This window comes from Actinomadura darangshiensis (assembly GCF_004349235.1).
GTDB lineage: Bacteria > Actinomycetota > Actinomycetes > Streptosporangiales > Streptosporangiaceae > Spirillospora > Spirillospora darangshiensis.
The window spans coordinates 1-19,531 of the sequence record NZ_SMKY01000017.1 but is presented as its reverse complement, the minus strand read 5'-3'; the positions used below and the strand labels follow the sequence as shown (position 1 = coordinate 19,531).

At 72.8% G+C, this 19,531-nt stretch carries 18 protein-coding genes; 9 read left to right on the top strand and 9 right to left on the bottom strand.

The window, feature by feature from the left end:
• Positions 1-66: 66 nt before the first annotated feature.
• On the top strand, positions 67-921 hold the full coding sequence (locus tag E1293_RS06265; RefSeq protein ID WP_132194770.1) for an NAD(P)-dependent oxidoreductase: 855 nt from the start codon (positions 67-69) through the stop codon (positions 919-921).
• Here the strand turns inward: E1293_RS06265 and E1293_RS06260 are convergent.
• Together E1293_RS06260 and iscB are read right to left on the bottom strand one after the other, a co-directional pair.
• The gene (locus E1293_RS06260) at positions 918-1,478 is read right to left on the bottom strand and encodes a hypothetical protein (protein ID WP_132194768.1); all 561 of its coding nucleotides are present in this window, start codon (positions 1,476-1,478) and stop codon (positions 918-920) included. The two genes, E1293_RS06265 and E1293_RS06260, sit on opposite strands and share 4 nt — an antisense overlap.
• Positions 1,479-1,597: 119 nt before the next feature.
• A complete protein-coding gene (gene iscB / locus E1293_RS06255; protein ID WP_243716051.1) occupies positions 1,598-2,917 on the bottom strand; it encodes an RNA-guided endonuclease IscB in 1,320 nt (439 codons plus the stop codon).
• A 523-nt stretch (positions 2,918-3,440) separates the two neighbouring features.
• On the opposite strand from iscB, the gene E1293_RS06250 reads away from it, so the two are divergent.
• Positions 3,441-4,892 carry a carbon-nitrogen hydrolase family protein gene (locus E1293_RS06250; protein ID WP_132194766.1) on the top strand — a complete coding sequence of 484 codons (1,452 nt, stop codon included), beginning with the start codon at positions 3,441-3,443 and terminating at the stop codon, positions 4,890-4,892.
• 1 nt (position 4,893) lies between these two features.
• Here the strand turns inward: E1293_RS06250 and E1293_RS06245 are convergent, their stop codons facing one another.
• The 5 genes from E1293_RS06245 to E1293_RS06225 all read right to left on the bottom strand — a co-directional run bounded on the left by E1293_RS06245 (position 4,894) and on the right by E1293_RS06225 (position 9,716).
• Positions 4,894-5,691, bottom strand: a complete 798-nt coding sequence (locus E1293_RS06245; RefSeq protein ID WP_132194764.1) for an IPT/TIG domain-containing protein — start codon at positions 5,689-5,691, stop codon at positions 4,894-4,896.
• A 91-nt stretch (positions 5,692-5,782) separates the two neighbouring features.
• Positions 5,783-6,658 carry an amidohydrolase family protein gene (locus E1293_RS06240; protein ID WP_132194762.1) on the bottom strand — a complete coding sequence of 292 codons (876 nt, stop codon included), beginning with the start codon at positions 6,656-6,658 and terminating at the stop codon, positions 5,783-5,785.
• 11 nt (positions 6,659-6,669) lie between these two features.
• Positions 6,670-7,470, bottom strand: coding sequence for an SDR family NAD(P)-dependent oxidoreductase (locus E1293_RS06235; protein ID WP_132194760.1), 801 nt, complete (start codon positions 7,468-7,470; stop codon positions 6,670-6,672).
• A complete protein-coding gene (locus E1293_RS06230) occupies positions 7,467-8,807 on the bottom strand; it encodes a cation:dicarboxylate symporter family transporter (protein WP_132194758.1) in 1,341 nt (446 codons plus the stop codon). Before E1293_RS06230 ends, E1293_RS06235 begins: the two co-directional genes overlap by 4 nt.
• Positions 8,808-8,939: 132 nt before the next feature.
• The gene (locus E1293_RS06225) at positions 8,940-9,716 is read right to left on the bottom strand and encodes an IclR family transcriptional regulator domain-containing protein (RefSeq protein WP_132194756.1); all 777 of its coding nucleotides are present in this window, start codon (positions 9,714-9,716) and stop codon (positions 8,940-8,942) included.
• An 81-nt stretch (positions 9,717-9,797) separates the two neighbouring features.
• Here E1293_RS06225 and E1293_RS06220 point away from each other — a divergent pair, with 81 nt between their 5' ends.
• The 5 genes from E1293_RS06220 (at position 9,798) to E1293_RS06200 (ending at position 14,204) form a co-directional block, all read left to right on the top strand.
• The gene (locus tag E1293_RS06220; protein WP_132194754.1) at positions 9,798-10,463 is read left to right on the top strand and encodes a hypothetical protein; all 666 of its coding nucleotides are present in this window, start codon (positions 9,798-9,800) and stop codon (positions 10,461-10,463) included.
• A 29-nt stretch (positions 10,464-10,492) separates the two neighbouring features.
• Positions 10,493-11,056: a carboxymuconolactone decarboxylase family protein gene (locus E1293_RS06215; protein WP_132194752.1), complete on the top strand. Its 564-nt coding sequence runs from the start codon at positions 10,493-10,495 to the stop codon at positions 11,054-11,056.
• A 31-nt stretch (positions 11,057-11,087) separates the two neighbouring features.
• The gene (locus tag E1293_RS06210; protein ID WP_132194750.1) at positions 11,088-12,776 is read left to right on the top strand and encodes an ExeM/NucH family extracellular endonuclease; all 1,689 of its coding nucleotides are present in this window, start codon (positions 11,088-11,090) and stop codon (positions 12,774-12,776) included.
• 103 nt (positions 12,777-12,879) lie between these two features.
• Positions 12,880-13,176 (top strand): hypothetical protein, encoded by a 297-nt coding sequence (locus E1293_RS06205; protein ID WP_132194748.1) that lies wholly within the window; start codon positions 12,880-12,882, stop codon positions 13,174-13,176.
• Positions 13,177-13,214: 38 nt separating this feature from the next.
• Positions 13,215-14,204, top strand: a complete 990-nt coding sequence (locus E1293_RS06200) for an LLM class flavin-dependent oxidoreductase (protein WP_132194746.1) — start codon at positions 13,215-13,217, stop codon at positions 14,202-14,204.
• On the opposite strand, the gene gabT is transcribed toward E1293_RS06200, so the two are convergent.
• Positions 14,191-15,537: a 4-aminobutyrate--2-oxoglutarate transaminase gene (gene gabT, locus E1293_RS06195; RefSeq protein WP_132194744.1), complete on the bottom strand. Its 1,347-nt coding sequence runs from the start codon at positions 15,535-15,537 to the stop codon at positions 14,191-14,193. The genes E1293_RS06200 and gabT overlap by 14 nt on opposite strands.
• A gap of 91 nt (positions 15,538-15,628) precedes the next feature.
• On the opposite strand from gabT, the gene E1293_RS06190 reads away from it, so the two are divergent.
• Complete coding sequence (locus E1293_RS06190; protein ID WP_132194742.1) at positions 15,629-17,092, top strand: PucR family transcriptional regulator; 1,464 nt, start codon at positions 15,629-15,631, stop codon at positions 17,090-17,092.
• A gap of 4 nt (positions 17,093-17,096) precedes the next feature.
• The gene (locus E1293_RS06185) at positions 17,097-18,524 is read left to right on the top strand and encodes an aldehyde dehydrogenase family protein (RefSeq protein ID WP_132194740.1); all 1,428 of its coding nucleotides are present in this window, start codon (positions 17,097-17,099) and stop codon (positions 18,522-18,524) included.
• Here E1293_RS06185 and E1293_RS06180 read toward each other — a convergent pair.
• On the bottom strand, positions 18,521-19,531 hold a 1,011-nt coding region (locus E1293_RS06180; protein ID WP_243716050.1), incomplete at its 5' end, for an alpha/beta hydrolase. The genes E1293_RS06185 and E1293_RS06180 overlap by 4 nt on opposite strands.

Below are 19,531 nucleotides of genomic sequence, written 5' to 3'. Positions count from 1 at the left end.
AATGCGGCCCGAACCTTTCCCGAACCCGTCCGCCGCAGGCTGGAGCCCTAGCGAAGGAGAACCGGCATGAAGACATCCGTGACCGTCCTCGGCCTGGGCCTGATGGGCGCCGCTCTAGCCGAGGCATTCCTCAAGGACGGCCGAACCGTCACCGTCTGGAATCGCTCACCCGCCAAGGCCGGGCCCCTGGTCGCCAAGGGCGCGATGAAGGCCGGAACGGCGGCCGAGGCGATCTCGGCGAGCCCGCTGGTGATCGTGTGCCTGTCCGTCTACGCCAACGCCGAGGAGATCCTGACCGGCGACGCCCTGGCCGGGCGGACGATCGTCCAGCTCACCAACGGGACGCCCCGGCAGGCCCGCGACCTCGCCGGCCGCGTCACCGGGAACGGCGGCCGGTACGTCGACGGCGGCATCATGGCCGTCCCGCCCATGATCGGGCGGCCCGGGGCGCTCGTCCTCTACAGCGGCGACGACGAGGCGTTCGGCGAGCACCGCGAAACCCTCGCGGTGCTCGGCAGGCCGCAGTTCCTCGGCGCGGACCCCGGTCTCGCGCCGCTGTTCGACCTGGCGCTGCTGGACGCGATGTACGGGATGATCGCCGGCTTCCAGCACGCGGTGGCGCTCGTCCGGTCCGAGAAGATCCCGGCCACGACGTTCGAGCCGATGGCGACCGCGTGGCTGACCGCGATGATGGCGTCGTTCCCCGAGCAGGCCCGCGCCGTCGACGAGGGCGACTTCGGCACCGCGGTCTCCAGCGTGGCGACGAGCCAGGTGGCGTTCCCCGGCCTGATCGAGACGAGCCGCGACCAGGGCGTCGACCCCGGCCACCTCCCGGCGCTGCGCGAGCTGTTCGACCGCGCGGTCGCCGAAGGCCACGGCGACGACGGCCTCGCCCGCCTGATCACCCTGCTCGCGCGCTAGGCGTCGGCGAGCAGGCCGGACGCCTCCAGGTAGTGGCGCCCGCGCGGGGTGAGGTCCCAGGCGTTCTGCCGCCACTCCTTGCGGCGCCACACGACGCCCGCCGACAGCAGCCTGCGGCCGACGCGGCTGATCTCGGTCTCGTCGGTGCCGAGCTCGGCGGCGAGCTGCTGGTTGGACAGGCCCTGGCGGCGGAACACCGCGACGAGGAAGCGGGCGGCGTGGCCGTCGGGCTGGAGGGCGAGCTGGAGGCCGGACGGGAGCCGCTTCAGCGCCCAGTGCACCACGTCGATCAGCCCGAGGATGCGGCCGCGCTGCTCGCGCTGCGGGCCGTCGAGGGCGGCGACGTCGAGGTAGTGGCGGTGCAGCCATTGGAGCCCGTCCTGGCATTCGACCAGGGCGGGCTCGTCGGCGCCGAGCGAGGCGTCGGTGATCAGCATGCCGAGCGCGGAGAAGTGGCCGTCGCTGATGATCTTGGCGTGCTCCATCGCCTCGATGAGCCGCCGCACCTCCGCCCGCCGGTCGCGCGTGCTGGTCTCAGCGTCTGCGTTGACGTTCACCTGTGCCTCCAGAGGATGCCCGGGCCTTCAAGCCGGGGAGGAATCTGAGCCCCGGCAGGGGCGGCCCGGCGGAGCCGGGACTGCCGTGAGCGCGTGAGCACGGCGGGTGTGAGGGTCATCTAGCCGTCCTTATGGTGCTCGGGCGTGACTTCGAGCTGGGTGGTGTAGGCGTAGCCGTCGGCTCGTTGCAGGAGCCGGACGTGCCGGTGACCGATGCCGGCGACGCGGCCGTGGCGGGTGTGGATGTCAAAGTAGCCGCGTTCGCGGACGGCGATGCGTCCGGTGTGCGTTCCGGCCTTTTTTCCGGTGGGGACGACGGCGCGGACCAGGTCGCCGGTGGCGAACGTGTAGAAAGTCTTCTTGCGTGGCCGGGTCAGGCGGGGGAAGCCGTGCTGATTGGGGGTGGTGCGCTGGTGCGCTCCCCGCCCCGCGCACCCCACCACCAACACCCGCCGTACCGTCTCGGTAATCGAATCGAGCGTGCCGACGGCCAGGGCATCCAGAGCGTGCGACTTGGGCAGGCCGTTGCAGGTTCGGTTCCACTTAGTGCGGCCACCCGTCGCGGTGTGCGTCGGAAGCCGCGCGTCCAGGGCCCGCCACAGCGCCCACCGGGTGGAGTTGACGGCCGCCGCGTCGGCCAGCGGTTTGGTGGCCTGCGCCAAGACCTTGGCGAGCACGTCGGGCCGCCCAGCCAGGAACTCGGTGACCAGCCGGTTGGACTTGACCTGGTTGCAGGGGATGCACGCGAGCGTCAGGTTCGACACCCGATCGGATCCGCTGCGTGAGCTCGGGCGGATGTGGTCGATGTTCAGCGGGGTGCCGGTGGCTCCGCAGTAAGCGCACGCCCGCCCCCACTTGGTGAGGAGGTACTCCCGCACCTCAAACCCGTGCAGGGTGCCGTGCTGATACTCCGTGCCTTCCAGCGGCTTCCCGGCTGCGAGCAGGTGGGTGTCAAACGAGGCGCGCTCGACATGCACGGCTTGGACGGGTGCCCAGCGGGTGAGACGGTCCACCCACGAGGTGGTGGTGTCCGCCCGATGCCGCAACGACGGCGCGAGCCATCCCTGCGGCCGGGTCCGATTCGAGAACCGGGCTTTGCGGTAACGCAGGTTCGCCGACCGGCGACGACGCCGGTAGGCGGCGCGTTGTCGCATCCGTTTACCGATGGTCGCGCCTCGGTGGTTCAGCTGGACCGCGAACCGGGCCCGCCGCTCCCCGGTCTGGGCGGTGAACACCGAGACGCCGGTGTGCTTGGACCCGGGGTCGATCCCGACCTCCACCCCGTCCACCTCCGACCCGGCGATCTCTCGGTCTTTGAGGCGGATGACGAAGGGTGTGTGCCGGTGCACCACCGCCCGGCCCCTGCGCAGCAGGTACCGCGCGCGGGCCGGGTGGCAGGGCTGCAACGGCATGCCGTGCTTATCGAGCACGAACACCATCGCGTGCCGCTCACGCGGCATCTCCCCGGCCCCCGAAGGGGACGCGGGGGTGACGCCACCGCCGCCAGGTGAGGCGGCGGCGGGCTCTCCTCGCCCATGTTCCGCACCGGGTACCACCCCGCAAGGGCGGTGTCCGGTCCCCGTTTCGCGCCTGCCCCCAAGCATGTCTGCTGAACCGGATTCCAGAGCAGGCCGCTGGAGAAGCACGGCCTGGTGGGTCCGCTCACCTGCACGGAACGTAGCCAACTAGTTCACCTCCCATGCGTGCTGGCTCGGGCTGGTCAAACAAGGCCTACCTCGGCTAGCGAGGCAAGCCCCGGCCTTCAGGCCGGGGAGCGTTTGACGGCTCACTCCAAGGTCGACGAGCAGCGCCGGACCTCTCCAGGATGCGCCGATGCCAAGTGAATGTCAAGTGACGCGGATCCCTTGCTCTGTAAGGGATGACACGGAAAGGACGGGGCCGGGAGCGTTAGCATCGGACGACCATCGGTAATCACGCGTGTCAACTCCCCCGGGGGCGCTTATGACGGATCAGTCGGCTGCAGCCGCGTACCCGGGCGGGCCCGCTGATCTCTTCGTCCACCTCTACGACACGATCTCCGACGACGTCTTCCAAGGCTGGACGGCCACGCGCTGGTACCGGCGGGAGCGGGTGCGGCGGGACGCGAACGAGGTCGCGGAGGCCGTCCTGGAGGACGGCGTCCTCGATCCGGCCGTGACGGCGGAGATCATCGCCGGGCGCGGCGACCTCGGGCGGTTCACCATCCTGCTGGGGCTCGACATCGCGCTCGCGCACGCCAGCCCGTACGCGCCGTTCCACGACGCGCCCGCGCTGGCCGGGGTGCTGGTCACCTACCTCACCGAGGGGAGGCTGAACGGCCCCGGGACGACGGGCGCGCTGCTCCCCCGGTGCGCGTTCCCCGGCCGGCCGCGCGGGCTGCGGACGAAGGCGGAGTTCTTCGGCGTGCACCGCGTCCCGCAGGCGGAGTGGGAGCTGATCGACCACCGGATCCTGCCCGCTGTGAACGACCCGCACTTCAACCGGGAGGAGCCCGTCGCGGTCGGCTGCGCGCCGGTGCTGGAGACCTACGACGACATCGACATCGAGTTCGGCGAGCGGAACGGCACGACCGTCTACACGCTGCGCCCGATGGACTCCTCCGGCATCCGCAGCCGGATCAAGGCGATCGTCCGGCGGCTGGACGAGTCCGGCGCGCAGCTCGCCGTGATGCCGGAGGCGTCGCTGTCGGACGCGCTGCTGGAGCACTGGAAGGAGGTCGCCTTCGACACCGCGGTGCGCGAGCGCGGCCGCCGCCCGCTGCGGTTCCTGCTGCTCGGCAGCGGCCCGCTCGGAGGCGGCGACCCGCCGCCCAACCGCGCCGTCCTGCTGGACCGCTGGACGGGGCAGGAGCTCCTCGTCCAGGACAAGCTGTCCGGGTTCACGCTGGACGCCGGGCAGATGCGGCTGTGGCGGCTGCCGGACGCCCCGGCCGCGGGCACGGCCGCCGAGTACGCGCGGCCCGGCACGAAGGTCAGCGTGCTCGACTCCTCGCTCGGGCGGCTGGCGGTGCTGATCTGCGAGGACCTCGGCCGGTCCGCCGGGTGGGAGCGGGAGCTGCAGTCGTGCGGCGTCTCGCACCTGCTCGTCCCGATCTTCTCCAAGCCGATCCTGGAGTACCGCTGGGAGGAGCAGGGCGCCGAGCGGCAGGTCGCGGGCCTCGGCAGCTGGGTGACGGTGTCCAACAGCCTCGCGGTCGGCTCCGCCGTCCCGGACGAGGACCTGCCCGGCCCCCGCCACACCTGCCTCGTCGCCGGCCCGAAGAGCCTGCACCGCACCGCGTACGTGATGGAGCGGCAGTTCGGCGTCGCGCGGACGGGCGCCGGACTCGGGCGGCTCCCCACGTCCGAGTTGCCGCGCGTGTTCCCCGGCGCCGCCTACGAGGCCTGGCACGACCACTGGCAGGACGCCAAGTAGGTCACTCGACGGTGAAGGTCTCCGGGCTCGCGACCGCGCCGGCCGGGGTGTTCACGATCGGCGAGCCCGAGGTGGCGCCCGCCGGGACGATCGTGCGCACGAGCGTGTCCGCCGCGTCGCTCACCGGGGACCGCACGGTCCCGAACCGGACGCTCGTCGCGGACGCCAGGCCGGAGCCCGTGACCGCGACCGTCGTGCCGACCGGCCCGCGCACGGGGTCGATCGCGGTGATCCGCGGGGTCAGCGCGTGGTCGCGGCCCCGCGGCGCGGGAGCCAGCAGGGTCGAGAAGACGCTGCGGAACTTCTCGGCGGTCTCGCGGGAGAACTGGCCGACGAGCGCGGCGATGGCCGCGATCCCGTACGGGTTGACGTCGGACGCGCCGCCCGCCGGCGAGGTCAGGCCGCCGCGCACGACGAGGTAGACGATCAGCCCGAAGAGCGCGCCGACGAACGGGAGCAGCAGGTACATCAGCAGCCAGCTGCGGCGCAGCGACCGGTTGCCGACGTACCAGTAGAACGACCGCAGGACGTGCGCGACGCCGCCGAGCGCGCCGGCGGCCATGACGATCACGAACAGGCTCGTCTCCCGCGACATCCGCGGCGACCAGCCCGGGAAGTGGACGGTCTTGGCGTCGGGGGCGGTTCCGCCCCGTCCGTCCGGGCCCGCCGGCCACGCCTGGACGAGGACGACCACCAGCACCACGGTGAGGGCCAGCAGGACGGCGAACACGGCGACGATGTCGCGGGTCCGCGCATAGCTCAGTCCGGGCGACTCGGATCCGGCGGGCGACTCGGTCACGGCGCTCCTTCTCGTGCGGGGGGCTTCCGCCGGTAATCGAAGCCGCGCCGTACGGTGTTTCGCGCGCAGCGGTGTCGCGCGCGGTACCCGGTCAGCCGAAGCCGAAGAGCGCCGCCGGGGTGTCGACCAGGATGCGGCGGCGCAGCTCCTCGGACGGGGCGATCTCGTCGAGGAGATCGACGAGCAGGCCGTCGTCGGGTGCGGCGCCGCGGATGTTCGGATGCGGGAAGTCCGTCCCCCAGACGACCCGTTCGGGCGCGTGCGCGGCGAGCGCGCGGGCGAGCGCGGCCGAGTCGCCGTAGGGCGGGCCCTCGTGGGTGAGGCGGTCGGCGCCGCTGAGCTTCACCCAGACGCCGCCCTCGCCGAGCAGGCGCTTCAGGGCGCGGACGGGTTCGCTCGCCAGGCCGTCCCGCAGGTCGACGCGCGCCATGTGGTCGATGACGACCGGGATCTCGATCGCGCGGATGACGTCCTCCAGGTCGGCGATACCAGTACCCGCGACGTGCACGCCGAGGTGCCACGAGAACGGTCCGACCAGGTCGGTCACGGCACGGATCGTCTCGGGAGAGGGGCTCTGCCCGAGGTGCGGCATGAAGTTCAGGCGGGCGCCGCGGACGCCCGCCTCGTGCAGCCGGGCGATCTCCTCGGGCGGCGTCCCCGGCGTCACCAGGGCCACGCCCCGGTACCTGCCGCCGCCGGTGCGCAGGGCGTCCAGGAGCGCGGAGTGGTCGGTGCCGTGGCAGGACGACTGGACGATGAGGGCGCGATCGAGGCCGAGGTGGTCGTGCCGCCGGCGGAGGTCGTCCTCGGACACGTCGGGCGGTGTGAAGGTGCGGCCCTCCGCGTACGGGAACAGGTGCCCGGGGCCGAAGACGTGGCAGTGCGCGTCGATGGCGCCGGACGGCGGCCGCAGCCGGGGGACCCGGGGGTGCGGGTGCGGCGGCGGGCAGGACGTGGGCGTGTTCACGGTCCCCCTTCTCAGTCGCAGCGGGCGGTCATGCCGCCGTCCACGACGATCTCGGTTCCGGTGATGAAGCGCGCCTCGTCGGAGGCCAGGAACAGGGCGGCGTAGGCGGTGTCGCGGCCGTCGCCCATGAAGCCGAGCGGGATGCGGGCCAGGCGCCGCCTGAGCAGTTCCTCGACGTCGCCGCCGGCGCGCTGCCCGGCGAGGCGCGCCTCGACCATCGGCGTGTGCAGCTGGCCGGGCACGACCGTGTTCACCCGGATACCGTCCCCGGCGTGCTGGACGGCGGTGACGCGGGAGAGCTGGACGACGCCCGCCTTGGCCGCCGCGTAGGCGACCTGCGGCGATCCGGTGTAGCGGAGCCCGGACGTGGAGGCGACGTTGACGATGGCGCCGGAGCCCTGCTCGCGCATGACCGGGATGACATGCCTGCAGGCCAGGTACGCGGTCTTCAGGTTGAAGTCGAGCTGCGCGTCCCAGGTGGCCTCGTCGAGTTCGGCGGGCCCGCCGGGCCGGGACCCGCCGACGTTGTTGACCAGGACGTCCACCCGCCCGTAGGTCTCGCGGCACGCCTCGACCATGGCGCGGACCGCGTCGCCGTCGGTGACGTCGCACTCGTGCGGGCGGCCCGTCCCGCCCTCCGCGGCGATCAGCTCCATCGTCGTGGCGAGGGAGGCCGCGTCCTTGTCGGCCGCGAGCACCCGGGCGCCCTCGGCGGCGAAGACCACCGCGGTGGCGCGGCCGTTGCCCCAGCCCGGCCCCGCGCTGCCGGCGCCGGTGACGATGGCGGCCTTGCCGTCCAGCCGCCCCGTCATGCGTTCCCTTGCGCGACCGCCGGGACCGTCTCCGCCGGCTCGGCCGCGGGCTCGGCGGGGGTGCCTCCGGCGAGCACGACCAGGGCCCGCTCGCGGTCGAAGACGCCCTCCCACCTGCTGACGACGATGCTGGCGACCATCTGCCCGCACAGGCTCACGATGCCGCGCATCATCGACAGGAACCGGTCGACGCCGAAGATGAGCATGATGCCGGCGACGGGGATCGAGCCGGTCGTGGACAGGGTCGCGGCCAGCAGGACGAAGCCCGCGCCCGCGATGCCGGCGCCGCCCTTGGAGGTCAGCAGGAACACCGCGAGCAGGCCGATCTGCTCCCAGAGCGACAGCTGGATGTCGAACGCCTGCGCGATGTAGAGGCCGGCGAACCCCATGTAGAGGCAGACGCCGTCGGAGTTGAACGCGTACCCGGACGGGACGACGAGCCCGACGATCGGCTTGGGGCAGCCGAGCCGCTCCAGCTTCTCGATCAGCTGCGGCATGACCGCCTCGTAGTTGGCGGTGCCGACCGTGATGAGCAGTTCGTCCTTGAAGTAGCGGTAAAGGGCGAGGATCCGGATGCCGCAGAGCCGGGCGACCACGCCGAGGACGACGAGGCAGAAGAAGATCCCGGTGGCCCAGAACAGCCCCACGAAGCCGCCGAGGCTGGTCAGCGTCTTCGTGCCGAACTTGCCCGTGGTGTAGGCCATCGCGCCGAACGCGCCGACCGGCGCCAGGTACATCACCAGCCGGACGATGCCGAAGACGGCCTCGCCGACCCGCTCCACGCCGCGGCTGATCGGCTCGCCGCGCACGCCCAGCATCCGGACGGCGATGGCGAACAGCACCGAGACGAGCAGGATCTGCAGGACGTTCCCGTCGACGAAGGCGCTGACCACGCTGTGCGGGATGATGTTGACCAGGAAGTCGTACCAGTGCTGGTGCTCGCCCTCGCTGGCGTACTGGCTCGCCTTGCCGGTCAGCTTGATCGCGTCCGGGTCGGCGTGCACGCCGTCGCCGGGCCGCAGCACGTCCATCACCACGAGGCCGATGATCAGCGCGATCGTGGTGACGGCCTCGAAGTAGACCAGGGCCTTGACGCCGATGCGGCCCATCCCCGCGAGCGCGCCCGCCGAGGCGATGCCGGTCACGATCGTGCAGAAGATCACCGGGCCGACGAGCATCCGGATCAGCGAGATGAAGCCGTCGCCGAGGGGCTGCATGGACGCCCCGGCGTCCGGCGCCACGAGTCCGAGGGCGGCCCCGAGGGCGAGGGCCACCAGCACCGTGAGCCAGAGCCTGGTGGTGAAGGCGGTTCGCAGGGCGGATGTGGCACTGGACATCGGGTTCACCTCTGTTCGTCAGTCGCACAGATGTACGCCAGTCAGAAAAGGAGTGTGAGGGACGCTCCCACCTGCGTCAAGAGGAAGCCGGAATCGGCGGCTCCCCCAAGCGGACGGACTAGGCGGACGGAACTAGGCGGACGGAACGAAGTCGATGTCCCGCGAGATGGCGTCCGCCGCCTGCACGACCAGCGGGACGCACCGTTCGCGGAGGTCCTCGACGGAGACCCGGCCCGCGTTGGCCGACACGTTGATGGCCGCGATCACCGCACCCGAGCGGTCGCGCACCGGCGCCGCCGCCGACCGCACGCCCTCCTCGCGCTCACCGTCGACGAGGGCGTAGCCCTGCTCCCGCACCCGGTCGAGTTCCGCCGCGAACGCCGCGGGGTCGGTGATCGTGTGCGCGGTGAGCCGCTCCAGCCGCAGGGAGCCGAGGTAGTCGCCGAGCCGTTCCGGCGGCAGCCCCGCGAGCAGGACCCGCCCCATGGACGTCGGGTGGGCCGGCAGGCGCGAGCCCACGTTCAGCACGATCGACATGCTGCGCTTGGCCGGCACCCGGGCGACGTAGACGATCTCGTCGCCGTCCAGGGTCGCCGCCGAGCAGGACTCCCGCACCTCCTCGGCCAGCCGGCGCATGTGCGGCTGGGCGCGCTCCCAGATCGGCAGCGAGGCGAGGTAGCCGTAGCCGAGGCGCAGGACGCGCGGCAGCAGCCGGAACCGGCGGTCGTCCAGCTCGGCGAACCCGAGCTTGACGCAGGTCAGCAGGATGCGCCGGGCGGTCGCCCGGGACAGGCCGGTCAGGTCCGCCGCCTCGCTCACGGTCAGCGTCGGATGCTCCGCCGAGAAGGCCTCCAGCACGCGGAACGCCTTCTCGACCGAGTCGATCACATCGGGGTCCTGCCTTGACATTTCTCAACTCCCGGCTTCACAGTTGTCTACTGACGTACGAATGTTCGTCTGTAGAACAAGTGTAGGGACAGTCGGAGGCACATGGTGACGGAAGGCCTGCTCTACGTCCTGTCGCAGCCGCGCGACGGCGACGAGGCCGAGTTCCACGACTGGTACGACAACGAGCACGGGCCCGCCCGGCTGTCGCTGCCGGGCGTCCGCCAGGGGCACCGGTACCGCGCCGCCGACGGCGCGGCCCCGGCCTGGCTCGCATGGTACGTCCTTGACCTGGAGGTACTCCAGACTCCGGAGTACCGGCGGCTGCGCGAACGGCGCAGCGCGCGGGAGCGGTCCGTCATCGCCGGGCTGGAGACCTTCGACCGCCGCGTCTACGCGCTGGAGGACGACCGCGGCGCGCCCGCCGCCCGGCCTCCGTCGTTCCTCGTGGCACGGTCCATGACGGTCGAGCCCGGAGAAGAGGCCGGCTTCCACGCCTGGTACACGCAAGAGCACGTCCCGGCGCTCCACGCGTTGCCGGGCTGGCGCCGGACCCGCCGCTACGTCCTGGTTGACGGGCGGGCACCCCGCTTCCTCGCCCTGCACGAGATCGACGACCCCGGTGTCTTCGAGACCGGCGCCTACCGGTCCGCGACGAGCACGCCGTGGCGCGCGGAGGTCATGCGCACCGTCACCGCGAGCGAGCGCCGCGTCTTCGCCCACCACGGCACCTTCCAGGCCGGCGGCACCCTCGCCGGCGCCGCACATTGACCACCGCACACTTCTCGGGGGACATGCATATGACAGCCCGCGTCGACGCGCTCCGGCCCGCGGATCTGACCGCCGCGCAACGCGAGCTCTACGATCGGATCCTCGACAGCGCCCGCGCCACCGGTCCACGGCCCTTCCCGCTCGCCGATGAGGAGGGCCGCCTGCGCGGCCCGTTCAACGGCATGCTACTCAGCCCGGAACTCGGCCACGCCCTGCAGGAGCTCGGCACCGTCGTCCGCTACGGGACGGGCTTCACCCGGCGCGAGAAGGAGCTGGCGATCCTGGCGGTGGCGGCGCGGGAGCACTCGGAGTACGAGTGGGCCGTGCACACCCACGCGGCCCTGGAGGCCGGGGTCACCGAGGAGCAGATCGCCGCCATCCGTGCGGGCGACACCTGCGCGCTGGACGATCCGCTGGAGGACGCCGTCCTCGCCACCGCGCGGGAACTGGCCGCAAGCGGCGACCTGTCCGACGACGCGTTCGCCGCGGCCACCGGCACGCTCGGCCTCACCCGCCTGTACGAGCTGGTCACGCTGGTCGGCTACTACCGCCTGGTCGCCGGCCAGCTCCGCGTGCTGCGCGTCGGACCCTGACCTTCCGGGCAATCCGGTCTACGCTCCCGCCATGCGCCGAACAGCAGCAGCACTCGCGGCCGTCCTGGCCGCGGGCCTCACCGCCGGGGTGCCGGCGGCGGCCGCGGCGGAGCCGCCCACCTGCGGCACGCCCGCCGACCACCAGATCGCCGAGGTCCAAGGCAGCGGCGACGCGAGCCCCGTGAACGGGCGGACCGTCCGTGTCGAGGGCGTCGTCACCGCCGACTTCCAGCGGTCCGACCAGCTCAAGGGCTTCTTCGTCCAGGACCCGACGCCCGACCGGGACCCGCGGACCTCCGACGGGATCTTCGTCTACTCGACCGAGGACGTCGCGGCCGGCGACCGGGTCCTGGTGACCGGCAAGGCCGTCGAGTACAACGGGCTCACCGAGCTGTCACCCGTCTCCGCCGTGAACGTGTGCGGCAGCGGACGGGTCGCTCCGGCGGCGGTCCGCCTTCCGCTGCGCGGCGGCGCGACCATGGAGCGGTACGAGGGCGTGCTGCTGCGCTTCGGGCAGCGGCTCACCGCCACCGAGACCTACACGCTCGGACGGTACGGGGAGGTCACCGTGTCCGCGGGCGGCCGCCTCTTCCAGCCGACCGACGGGCACGGCTCCACCCAGGCGGGCAACGACGCGCGGAAGCTGCTGATCGATGACGCGTCGAACGTCCAGAACCCGGGCACGATCCCGTACACCGACCCCCGCGTCCTGCGGATCGGCGACTCGGCGCACGGGCTCACCGGCGTCCTGAACTACGGGTTCGGCGAGTACCGCCTGGAGCCGACGAAGACGGCGCACTTCGCCAACGACAACCCGCAGCCGAAGAGGCCCCGGCACGTCGGCGGCAACGTGCGCGTCGCGAGCTTCAACACCCTCAACTGGTTCACGACGCTCGGCAAGCGCGGCGCGGACACGACCGAGGAGCAGCAGCGGCAGCTCGCCAAGCTGACCGCCGCGCTCAAGGGCCTCGACGCCGACGTCGTCGGGCTGATGGAGGTCGAGAACAACGGCGACACCGCCCTGAAGGGGCTCGTCGACAGCCTCAACCAGACCGCCGGCGCCGGGACGTACGCATGGGTCAAGCACCCGTACCCCGGGACGGACGAGATCCACGTCGCGCTCATCTACAAGCCGGCGAAGGTCACGCCGGTCGGCGCGGCGCACTCGTCCGAGGACCCGGTCTTCGACCGCCCGCCGCTGCTGCAGACGTTCCGGCCCGCGCACGGCCGGACCGGCTTCACCATGATCGTGAACCACTTCAAGTCGAAGGGCTGCGGCGGCGCCACCGGCCCCGACCAGGACCAGGGCGACGGCCAGGGCTGCTACAACGCCCGCCGGACCGGCCAGGCGAGGGCGATCGCCGCGCTCGCGGCCGGCGTGCCGGACCCGCTGGTCGTCGGCGACCTCAACGCCTACACGGCCGAGGACCCGGTGAAGGTCCTCACCGGCGCCGGTCTCGTCGGGCAGACGGCCCGGTTCGTCCGCCCGGGCGACCGGTACAGCTACGTGTTCGACGGGCAGTCCGGCGAACTCGACCACGCGCTCGCCGGCAAGGGCCTGTCGCGGCGGGTGACGGGCGCGACGATCTGGCACATCAACAGCGACGAGCCGGTGTTCCTCGACTACAACACCGAGTTCAACCCGCCGCGGTTCTACCGGCCGGACGCGTTCCGCTCGTCCGACCACGACCCCGTCCTGCTGGGCCTGAACCTGCGCTGACCCCTTATTGGCCGGCCGTCCATAAAAGGGCGGCCGGCCTCTCGCGCGAGGCGATCACGAAGCGTATGATCCGGGTCACACTTCTAGTGATCGGTGCGCTCTCATGACCGAAGCCGTATCCGCCCCCGCCGTCGCGGTTCCCCGCCTCGCGTTCGGCATCGGCCCGGACGGGACCTACACCCGGTTCGGGCAGACCGCCGCCTTCGTCCTCGGGCTCCTCACGACGTTCGCCTTCCTGCCGCTCGTCGTGGTCGCCGCCCTCCTGTACGCCCGGGCCGAGGTCCGGTTCGCGGAGGATCCGGCGCGGGCCCGCACGCTGGTGAACTGGTCCTGGCTCAGCATCACGGTCCCCGTCGTGATCGCGGTCGTCGGCGTCGCCCTGGTGGCCGCGACCCGCTGACGGGAAGAGGACGGGCCCCGCGCGGGTTGGCACACGGTATGACCGTGCGCTTCTCCGTCCTCGATCTCGCCCCCGTCGTCGCCGGCTCCACGTCCGGGCAGGCCCTGCGGAACACCCTCGATCTCGCCCGGCACACCGAGCGGCTCGGCTTCCACCGGTACTGGCTGGCCGAGCACCACGCGATGCCCGGCATCGCCAGCTCGGCGACCGCCGTGCTGATCGGGCAGGTCGCGGCCGCGACGTCCCGGCTGCGGGTCGGATCCGGCGGCGTCATGCTGCCGAACCACGCGCCGATGGTGATCGCCGAGCAGTTCGGGACCCTCGAAGCGCTGTATCCGGGACGCATCGACCTCGGCCTCGGCCGCGCGCCCGGCACCGACCAGGCGACCGCCCTCGCGCTGCGGCGGTCCCCGGAGGCGCTGTCGGTGGACGACTTCCCCGAGCAGGTCATCGAGCTGCGCGGCTACTTCGGCGCGGACAGCAAGGTGACGCCGGCCGCCGGGAACGAGCCGCCCGTGTGGCTGCTCGGCTCCAGCGGGTACAGCGCACGGCTCGCCGGGCTCCTCGGCCTGCCGTTCGCGTTCGCGCACCACTTCAGCGCGGAGAACACCGTGCCCGCGCTGAGCCTGTACCGGGAGTCGTTCCGTCCGGGCCTGCTGGACGAGCCGTACTCGATGATCGGCGTATCCGTGACGGCGGCCGGCACCGACGAGGAGGCGCGCGAGCTGGCGGCGCCGCAGGCGCTGGCGTTCCTGCGGCTGCGGCAGGGCCGCCCCGGGCTGATGCCGTCGCCGGAGGAGGCCGCGGCGCACCCGTACACGCCGCTGGAGCGGCAGATGATCGACGCGCGGCTGGGCGACCAGGTGATGGGCGGCCCGGACACCGTCCGCAAGCAGCTGGACGCGCTGGTCGGGCGGACCGCGGTCGACGAGGTCATGGTGACCACGCAGGTCTTCGACCACGCCGACCGGCTGCGCTCCTACGACATCGTCGCCGGCCTCTACCCGGACAACCTCAGCGCGGGCTGACCTGGAAGGCGGCCTCCAGGACGTCGAGCCCCTCGGTCAGCAGCTCCTCGGGGATGACGAGCGGCGGCAGGAAGCGCACGACGTTCCCGTACGTGCCGGTCGTGAGCACGAGCAGGCCGTTCTCGTGGCAGCGGCGGGCGATGCGCGCGGTCAGCTCGGGGTCGGGCTCCTTCGTGCCCTCCCGCACCAGCTCGATCGCGATCATCGCGCCGCGCCCGCGGACGTCCCCGATCGCCGGGTGCTTCCCGGCGAGGTCGCGCAGCCGCGGCAGCATGATCTCGCCGATCCGGCGGGCCCGCTCGGTGAGCTTGCCGTCCTCGATCTCTTCCAGGACGGCGAGGGCCGCCTCGCAGGCGAGCGGGTTGCCGCCGTAGGTGCCGCCGAGCCCGCCGCCGTGGACCTTGTCCATGATGTCGGCGCGCCCGGTGACGGCGGCCAGCGGCAGCCCGCCCGCGATGCCCTTCGCGGTCGCGACCAGGTCGGGGACGATCTCCTCGTGCTCGCAGGCGAACAGGTCGCCCGTCCGCGCGAAGCCGGTCTGCACCTCGTCGGCGATGAACAGGATGCCGTTCGCGCGGCAGAACGCGGCGAGCGCGGGCAGGAACCCGGGCGCGGGCTCGATGAACCCGCCCTCCCCCTGGATCGGCTCGATCAGCACGGCCGCGACGTTCGTCGCGCCGATCTGCTTGGTGATCTGATCGACGGCCTGCGCCGCGGCCTCCGGCCCGCAGTTCTCCGGGCCGGTCGGCCAGCGGTACGGGTAGGCGAGCGGCATCCGGTACACCTCGGGCGCGTACGGGCCGAACCCCTGCTTGTACGGCATGTTCTTCGCGGTCAGCGTCATCGTCAGCAGCGTCCGGCCGTGGTAGCCGTGGTCGAACGCCACGACCGCCTGCCGCCCCGTCGCGTACCGGGCGATCTTGACGGCGTTCTCCACCGCCTCGGCGCCGCTGTTGACCAGGAAGGACCGCTTCTCGTGGTCGCCGGGCGTGATCCGGTTGAGGTTCTCGCACACCGCGACGTACGACTCGTACGGCGCGACCATGAAGCAGGTGTGGGTGAACCGGTCGGCCTGCGCCTTCACCCGCGCCGCGACCCGCGGGTTGGCGTTGCCGACGCCCGTCACCGCGATGCCGGAGCCGAAGTCGATCAGTGAGTTGCCGTCCACGTCGACGACCACCCCGCCGCCGGCGTCCGTCACGTACACCGGCAGGACGCTGCCGACGCCCGGCGGCACCGCCGCGACGCGGCGCTTCTGCAGGTCCCGGGACCGCGGCCCCGGGATCTCGGTCACGACACGGCGTTCCTGCGGAAGGCGGTTGTGGCTGGTCATGGCCTGAACATAAGCCGGGCGCCGCCTACGATGAACCGTACGGGACGGCGAAAACCGCCCGCCGAGGTAGACACTTTGCACAAGGATGGCGATGCCCCCGACGTTGGCCGCCGTGGCGGCCCTCCCCCAGCTCGGCCTCCGGTCGCGGACCGGGGCGCTGCCGGACACGCCGGTCGTGTGGGTCGCGGTCAGCGAGCTGGAGGACCCGACGCCGTTCCTGGAGGGCGGCGAGCTGGTGCTGACCACCGGCATGCGGCTGACGCCGGCGAACGCCGCCGAATACGTGTCGCGGCTGGTCGGACGGGGCGTCGCCGGGCTCGGGTTCGCCGTCGGGGTCATCCACGAGACCGTCCTGCCGGAACTGCTCGCGGCGGCACGCGACCAGGGCCTCGTACTGCTGGAGGTGCCGCGGCCGACCCCGTTCATCGCGATCGGCAAGGCGGTGTCGCGGATGCTCGCCGCCGAATGGTACGAGGACGTGACACGCGCCTACCAGGCGCAGCGGGACCTGACCCGCGCCGCGCTCACCGGGCCGGGCGCGCTGGTCGCCCGGCTGGCGCGGCTGCTCGGCGGGTGGGCGCTGCTGCTCGACGCGTCCGGGGACGTCCAGCACGCCGAGCCGGCCGGCGCCCGCGACCGCGCCGGGGCCCTCGCGCCCGAGCTGGCGCGGTTGCGGCGCCGTCCCGCCGCGAGCGTCTCGCTGGCCGTCCCCGACGACCATCTCGTGGTGCAGCGGATCGGGTTCGGCGGACGGCCGCGCGGGTTCCTCGCCGTGGGAACCGACGCGCCGCTGCCCCCGGCCGCGCACACCATCGTCGCCGCGGCCGTCGCGCTGCTGACGCTCCAGTCGGAGACGCCGCGCACCGCCCGCGACCTGCGGGCCTCGCTCGCCGCACTGCTGCTCGGGCGGCCGGGCGACGGGCCGTCGGTGCCGCGCGGGCCGGTCCGGGTGCTGGCCTGCGCGGGCGGGGCCGCCGTGCTGGACGTGCTGGAGTCCGATCCGGCGGGGGCGCGCTGCCTGGCGCTGCCGCTGGACGGCCACAGTGCGGTGATCGTCCCGGACGAGGCGCTCGGCACCGTCGAGCCGCTGCTGGCCGCCACCGGACCGACCGGCGTCAGCGACCTTGCCTCCGGCGACCTGGAGACGGCGCTGCGGCAGGCCGAAGAGTCGCTGGCGGCGGCCGTCCGGACGCGGCAGGCCGTCCTCCGCTACTCCGGACTCCCCGGGCAGAGCGTACTGGGGCTCCTCGCGCCGGATCTGGCGCACGCCTTCGCCGACACGCTCCTGGCACCGCTCCGCGCGGAGGATCTGGTCGAGACCGTCCGGGCGTACGTGGCGGCCAACGGGCAGGGCGAGGCGGCGGCGCGGGCGCTCGGCGTGCACCGGCACACGCTGCGGACGCGGATGCGCAAGGCGGCCGACCTCCTCGGCCGCGACCCCGACGACCCGGCCGTCCGCGCCGAACTGTGGATCGCGCTGGCCATCACGTCCAATGGACACGACCGGATTGGACACCATGGAGACTCGCATTCGGGCGCGCCGGGGATAGCGTGAACGCATGAACGCGACCCCATTCTGGCTGGCCGGCCGGCCCGAGACCGGTGCCGGCGAGCTGACCGTTACGCACCCCTACGACGGCCGCGCGGTCGGGACGGCGGCGGTGCCGACGCCCGCGCAGGTCGAGGAGGCGATCGCCGCCGCGGACGCCGTCCGCGAGCAGGCCGCGGCACTGCCGCTGCACGTGCGGGCCGAGGCGCTCGCGCACGTGTCCGCGCGGATCGCCGAGCGCGCCGAGGAGATCGCCCGGCTGATCACCGCGGAGAACGGCAAGCCGCTGCTGTGGGCGCGCGGCGAGGTGACCCGCGCGGTCTCCACGTTCCGGTTCGCCGCCGAGGAGGCCCGCCGCTTCAGCGCCACCACGCAGCGGCTCGACACCGACCCCGCCGCCGAGGGCCGGATGGCCTACATCACCCGCGTGCCGAAGGGCCCGGTGCTCGGCATCTCGCCGTTCAACTTCCCGCTGAACCTCGCCGCGCACAAGATCGCCCCGGCGATCGCGGCGGGCACCCCGATCGTGCTGAAGCCCGCGCCCGCGACGCCGCTGTCGGCACTGCTGCTCGGCGAGCTGCTCGCCGAGACCGACCTGCCCGCCGGCATGTTCTCGATCCTGCCGGTGCCCAACGACCGCGCCGCCGCGCTCGTGGACGACCCGCGCCTGCCGATCGTCTCCTTCACCGGTTCGGTTCCGGTCGGCTGGGCGATCAACGACCAGGCGCCGCGCAAGCACGTCACCCTCGAACTCGGCGGGAACGGCGCCGCCGTCGTCCTGCCGGACGCCGACCTCGACTGGGCCGCCAAGCGGATCGGGCTGTTCTCCAACTACCAGGCGGGGCAGAGCTGCATCGCCGTCCAGCGCGTCTACGTCGACCGCTCCGTGTACGACGAGTTCGTGCCGAAGCTCGTCGACACGGTCGGTGCGCTCGTCACGGGCGACCCGTGGGACGACAAGACGCAGGTCGGCCCGCTCGTCAGCCAGGAGGCCGCCGAGCGCGTCGAAGCCTGGGTGGACGAGGCCGTCGCCGCGGGCGCGAAGATCCTCACCGGCGGCACCCGCGAGGGCGCCGCGTACGCGCCGACCGTGCTGGCAGGCGTCCCCGCCGACGCCAAGATCTCCCGCGAGGAGGTCTTCGGGCCGGTCATGTTCGTCCAGCTCGTGGACGGTGTCGACGAGGCGTTCGCGCTGGTCAACGACTCCAAGTTCGGTCTCCAGGCGGGCGTGTTCACGCGCAGCCTCGACATCGCGTTCCGCGCGCACCGCGAGCTGGACGTGGGCGGCGTCGTGATCGGCGACGTCCCGTCCTACCGCGCCGACCAGATGCCGTACGGCGGCGTGAAGGACTCGGGCGTCGGCCGCGAGGGGCTCCGGTCGGCGATGGCCGACTACACCGAGGAGAAGGTCATGATCTTCACGGGCCTGCCCCTCTAGGTCTTGCTGCGGGGCCCCGCGTACAGCCCGGTGCGCAGGGCCCCGGCGGCTTCCGAGACCGCCTCACGGAACCGTCCGCCGAGGGGCCACATGTTCGCGAACCCGTGGAGCAGGTCCTCCTGCCGCCGCAGCGCGACCGGCACCCCGGCCTCCTTGAGCCGCTCCGCGAACGCCTCGCCCTCGTCCCGCAGCGGGTCGAACCCGGCCGTGGCGAGATAGGTCGGCGGGAACCCGCCGAGGTCCTCGGCCAACAGCGGCGACACGGCCGGATCGGCGCGCCGCTCCTCCGGGCAGTAGCGGTCGCTGAACCAGACCATGTCGTCGTCGGTGAGGTAGAAGCCCTCTCCGAACAGCTCCCGCGACCGCCGCCGGACGGACATGTCGGTCGCCGGGTAGAACAGCAGCGCGAAGTCGGGCGTGCGCTCGGCCATGACACCCACGACCGCCGCCAGGTTGCCGCCCGCGCTGTCACCCCCAACGGCAATGGCCTGAGGATCGGCGCCGAGCTCCGCGGCGTTGGCCACCGCGTACTCGTAGGCGACCAGCGCGTCCTCGCTCGCCGCCGGGTACGGGTGCTCGGGCGCGAGCCGGTAGTCCACCGACAGGACGCGCACCTCCGCGTGCACCGCGAGGTACCGGCACACCCCGTCGTGCGTGTCGAGGTCCCCGATGACCCAGCCGCCGCCGTGGTAGAAGACGAGCAGCGGCGACCCGTCCTTCAGGCCCTTCGGCTCATAGAGGCGTGCCGGGACACCGCCCGCGTCCACCTTCCGGGTCTTGACGGGCCGCGCCGGCACCTTCGCCAGGTACGCCTGCCCCCGGGCCAGCCCGCGCCGCGCCGCGTCGACCGTGCCGCCGGCCAGGCGCCGCTCGCCCTCCAGCCGCATCATCAGCAGCAGGAACTGCACGTCCAGCGCCAGCTCCTGCCCGTCCCGCCGCACCGGGTTTCCGACGATCAGCCGCTTCACCGGCGCCGGCAGCGCGAACACGCCCCGCAGCACCCCACC

Excerpts from the sequence above, each read along its gene's own strand:
- E1293_RS06205 (WP_132194748.1), top strand. The coding sequence starts at position 12,880 with ATGACCGAAGCCGTATCCGCCCCCGCCGTCGCGGTTCCCCGCCTCGCG.
- E1293_RS06220 (WP_132194754.1), top strand. The coding sequence starts at position 9,798 with ATGGTGACGGAAGGCCTGCTCTACGTCCTGTCGCAGCCGCGCGACGGC.
- iscB (WP_243716051.1), bottom strand. The coding sequence starts at position 2,917 with ATGGTGTTCGTGCTCGATAAGCACGGCATGCCGTTGCAGCCCTGCCAC.
- E1293_RS06215 (WP_132194752.1), top strand. The coding sequence starts at position 10,493 with ATGACAGCCCGCGTCGACGCGCTCCGGCCCGCGGATCTGACCGCCGCG.
- E1293_RS06265 (WP_132194770.1), top strand. The coding sequence starts at position 67 with ATGAAGACATCCGTGACCGTCCTCGGCCTGGGCCTGATGGGCGCCGCT.
- E1293_RS06225 (WP_132194756.1), bottom strand. The coding sequence starts at position 9,716 with ATGTCAAGGCAGGACCCCGATGTGATCGACTCGGTCGAGAAGGCGTTC.
- E1293_RS06200 (WP_132194746.1), top strand. The coding sequence starts at position 13,215 with ATGACCGTGCGCTTCTCCGTCCTCGATCTCGCCCCCGTCGTCGCCGGC.
- E1293_RS06210 (WP_132194750.1), top strand. The coding sequence starts at position 11,088 with ATGCGCCGAACAGCAGCAGCACTCGCGGCCGTCCTGGCCGCGGGCCTC.
- E1293_RS06235 (WP_132194760.1), bottom strand. The coding sequence starts at position 7,470 with ATGACGGGGCGGCTGGACGGCAAGGCCGCCATCGTCACCGGCGCCGGC.
- gabT (WP_132194744.1), bottom strand. The coding sequence starts at position 15,537 with ATGACCAGCCACAACCGCCTTCCGCAGGAACGCCGTGTCGTGACCGAG.
- E1293_RS06190 (WP_132194742.1), top strand. The coding sequence starts at position 15,629 with ATGCCCCCGACGTTGGCCGCCGTGGCGGCCCTCCCCCAGCTCGGCCTC.
- E1293_RS06250 (WP_132194766.1), top strand. The coding sequence starts at position 3,441 with ATGACGGATCAGTCGGCTGCAGCCGCGTACCCGGGCGGGCCCGCTGAT.
- E1293_RS06185 (WP_132194740.1), top strand. The coding sequence starts at position 17,097 with ATGAACGCGACCCCATTCTGGCTGGCCGGCCGGCCCGAGACCGGTGCC.
- E1293_RS06230 (WP_132194758.1), bottom strand. The coding sequence starts at position 8,807 with ATGTCCAGTGCCACATCCGCCCTGCGAACCGCCTTCACCACCAGGCTC.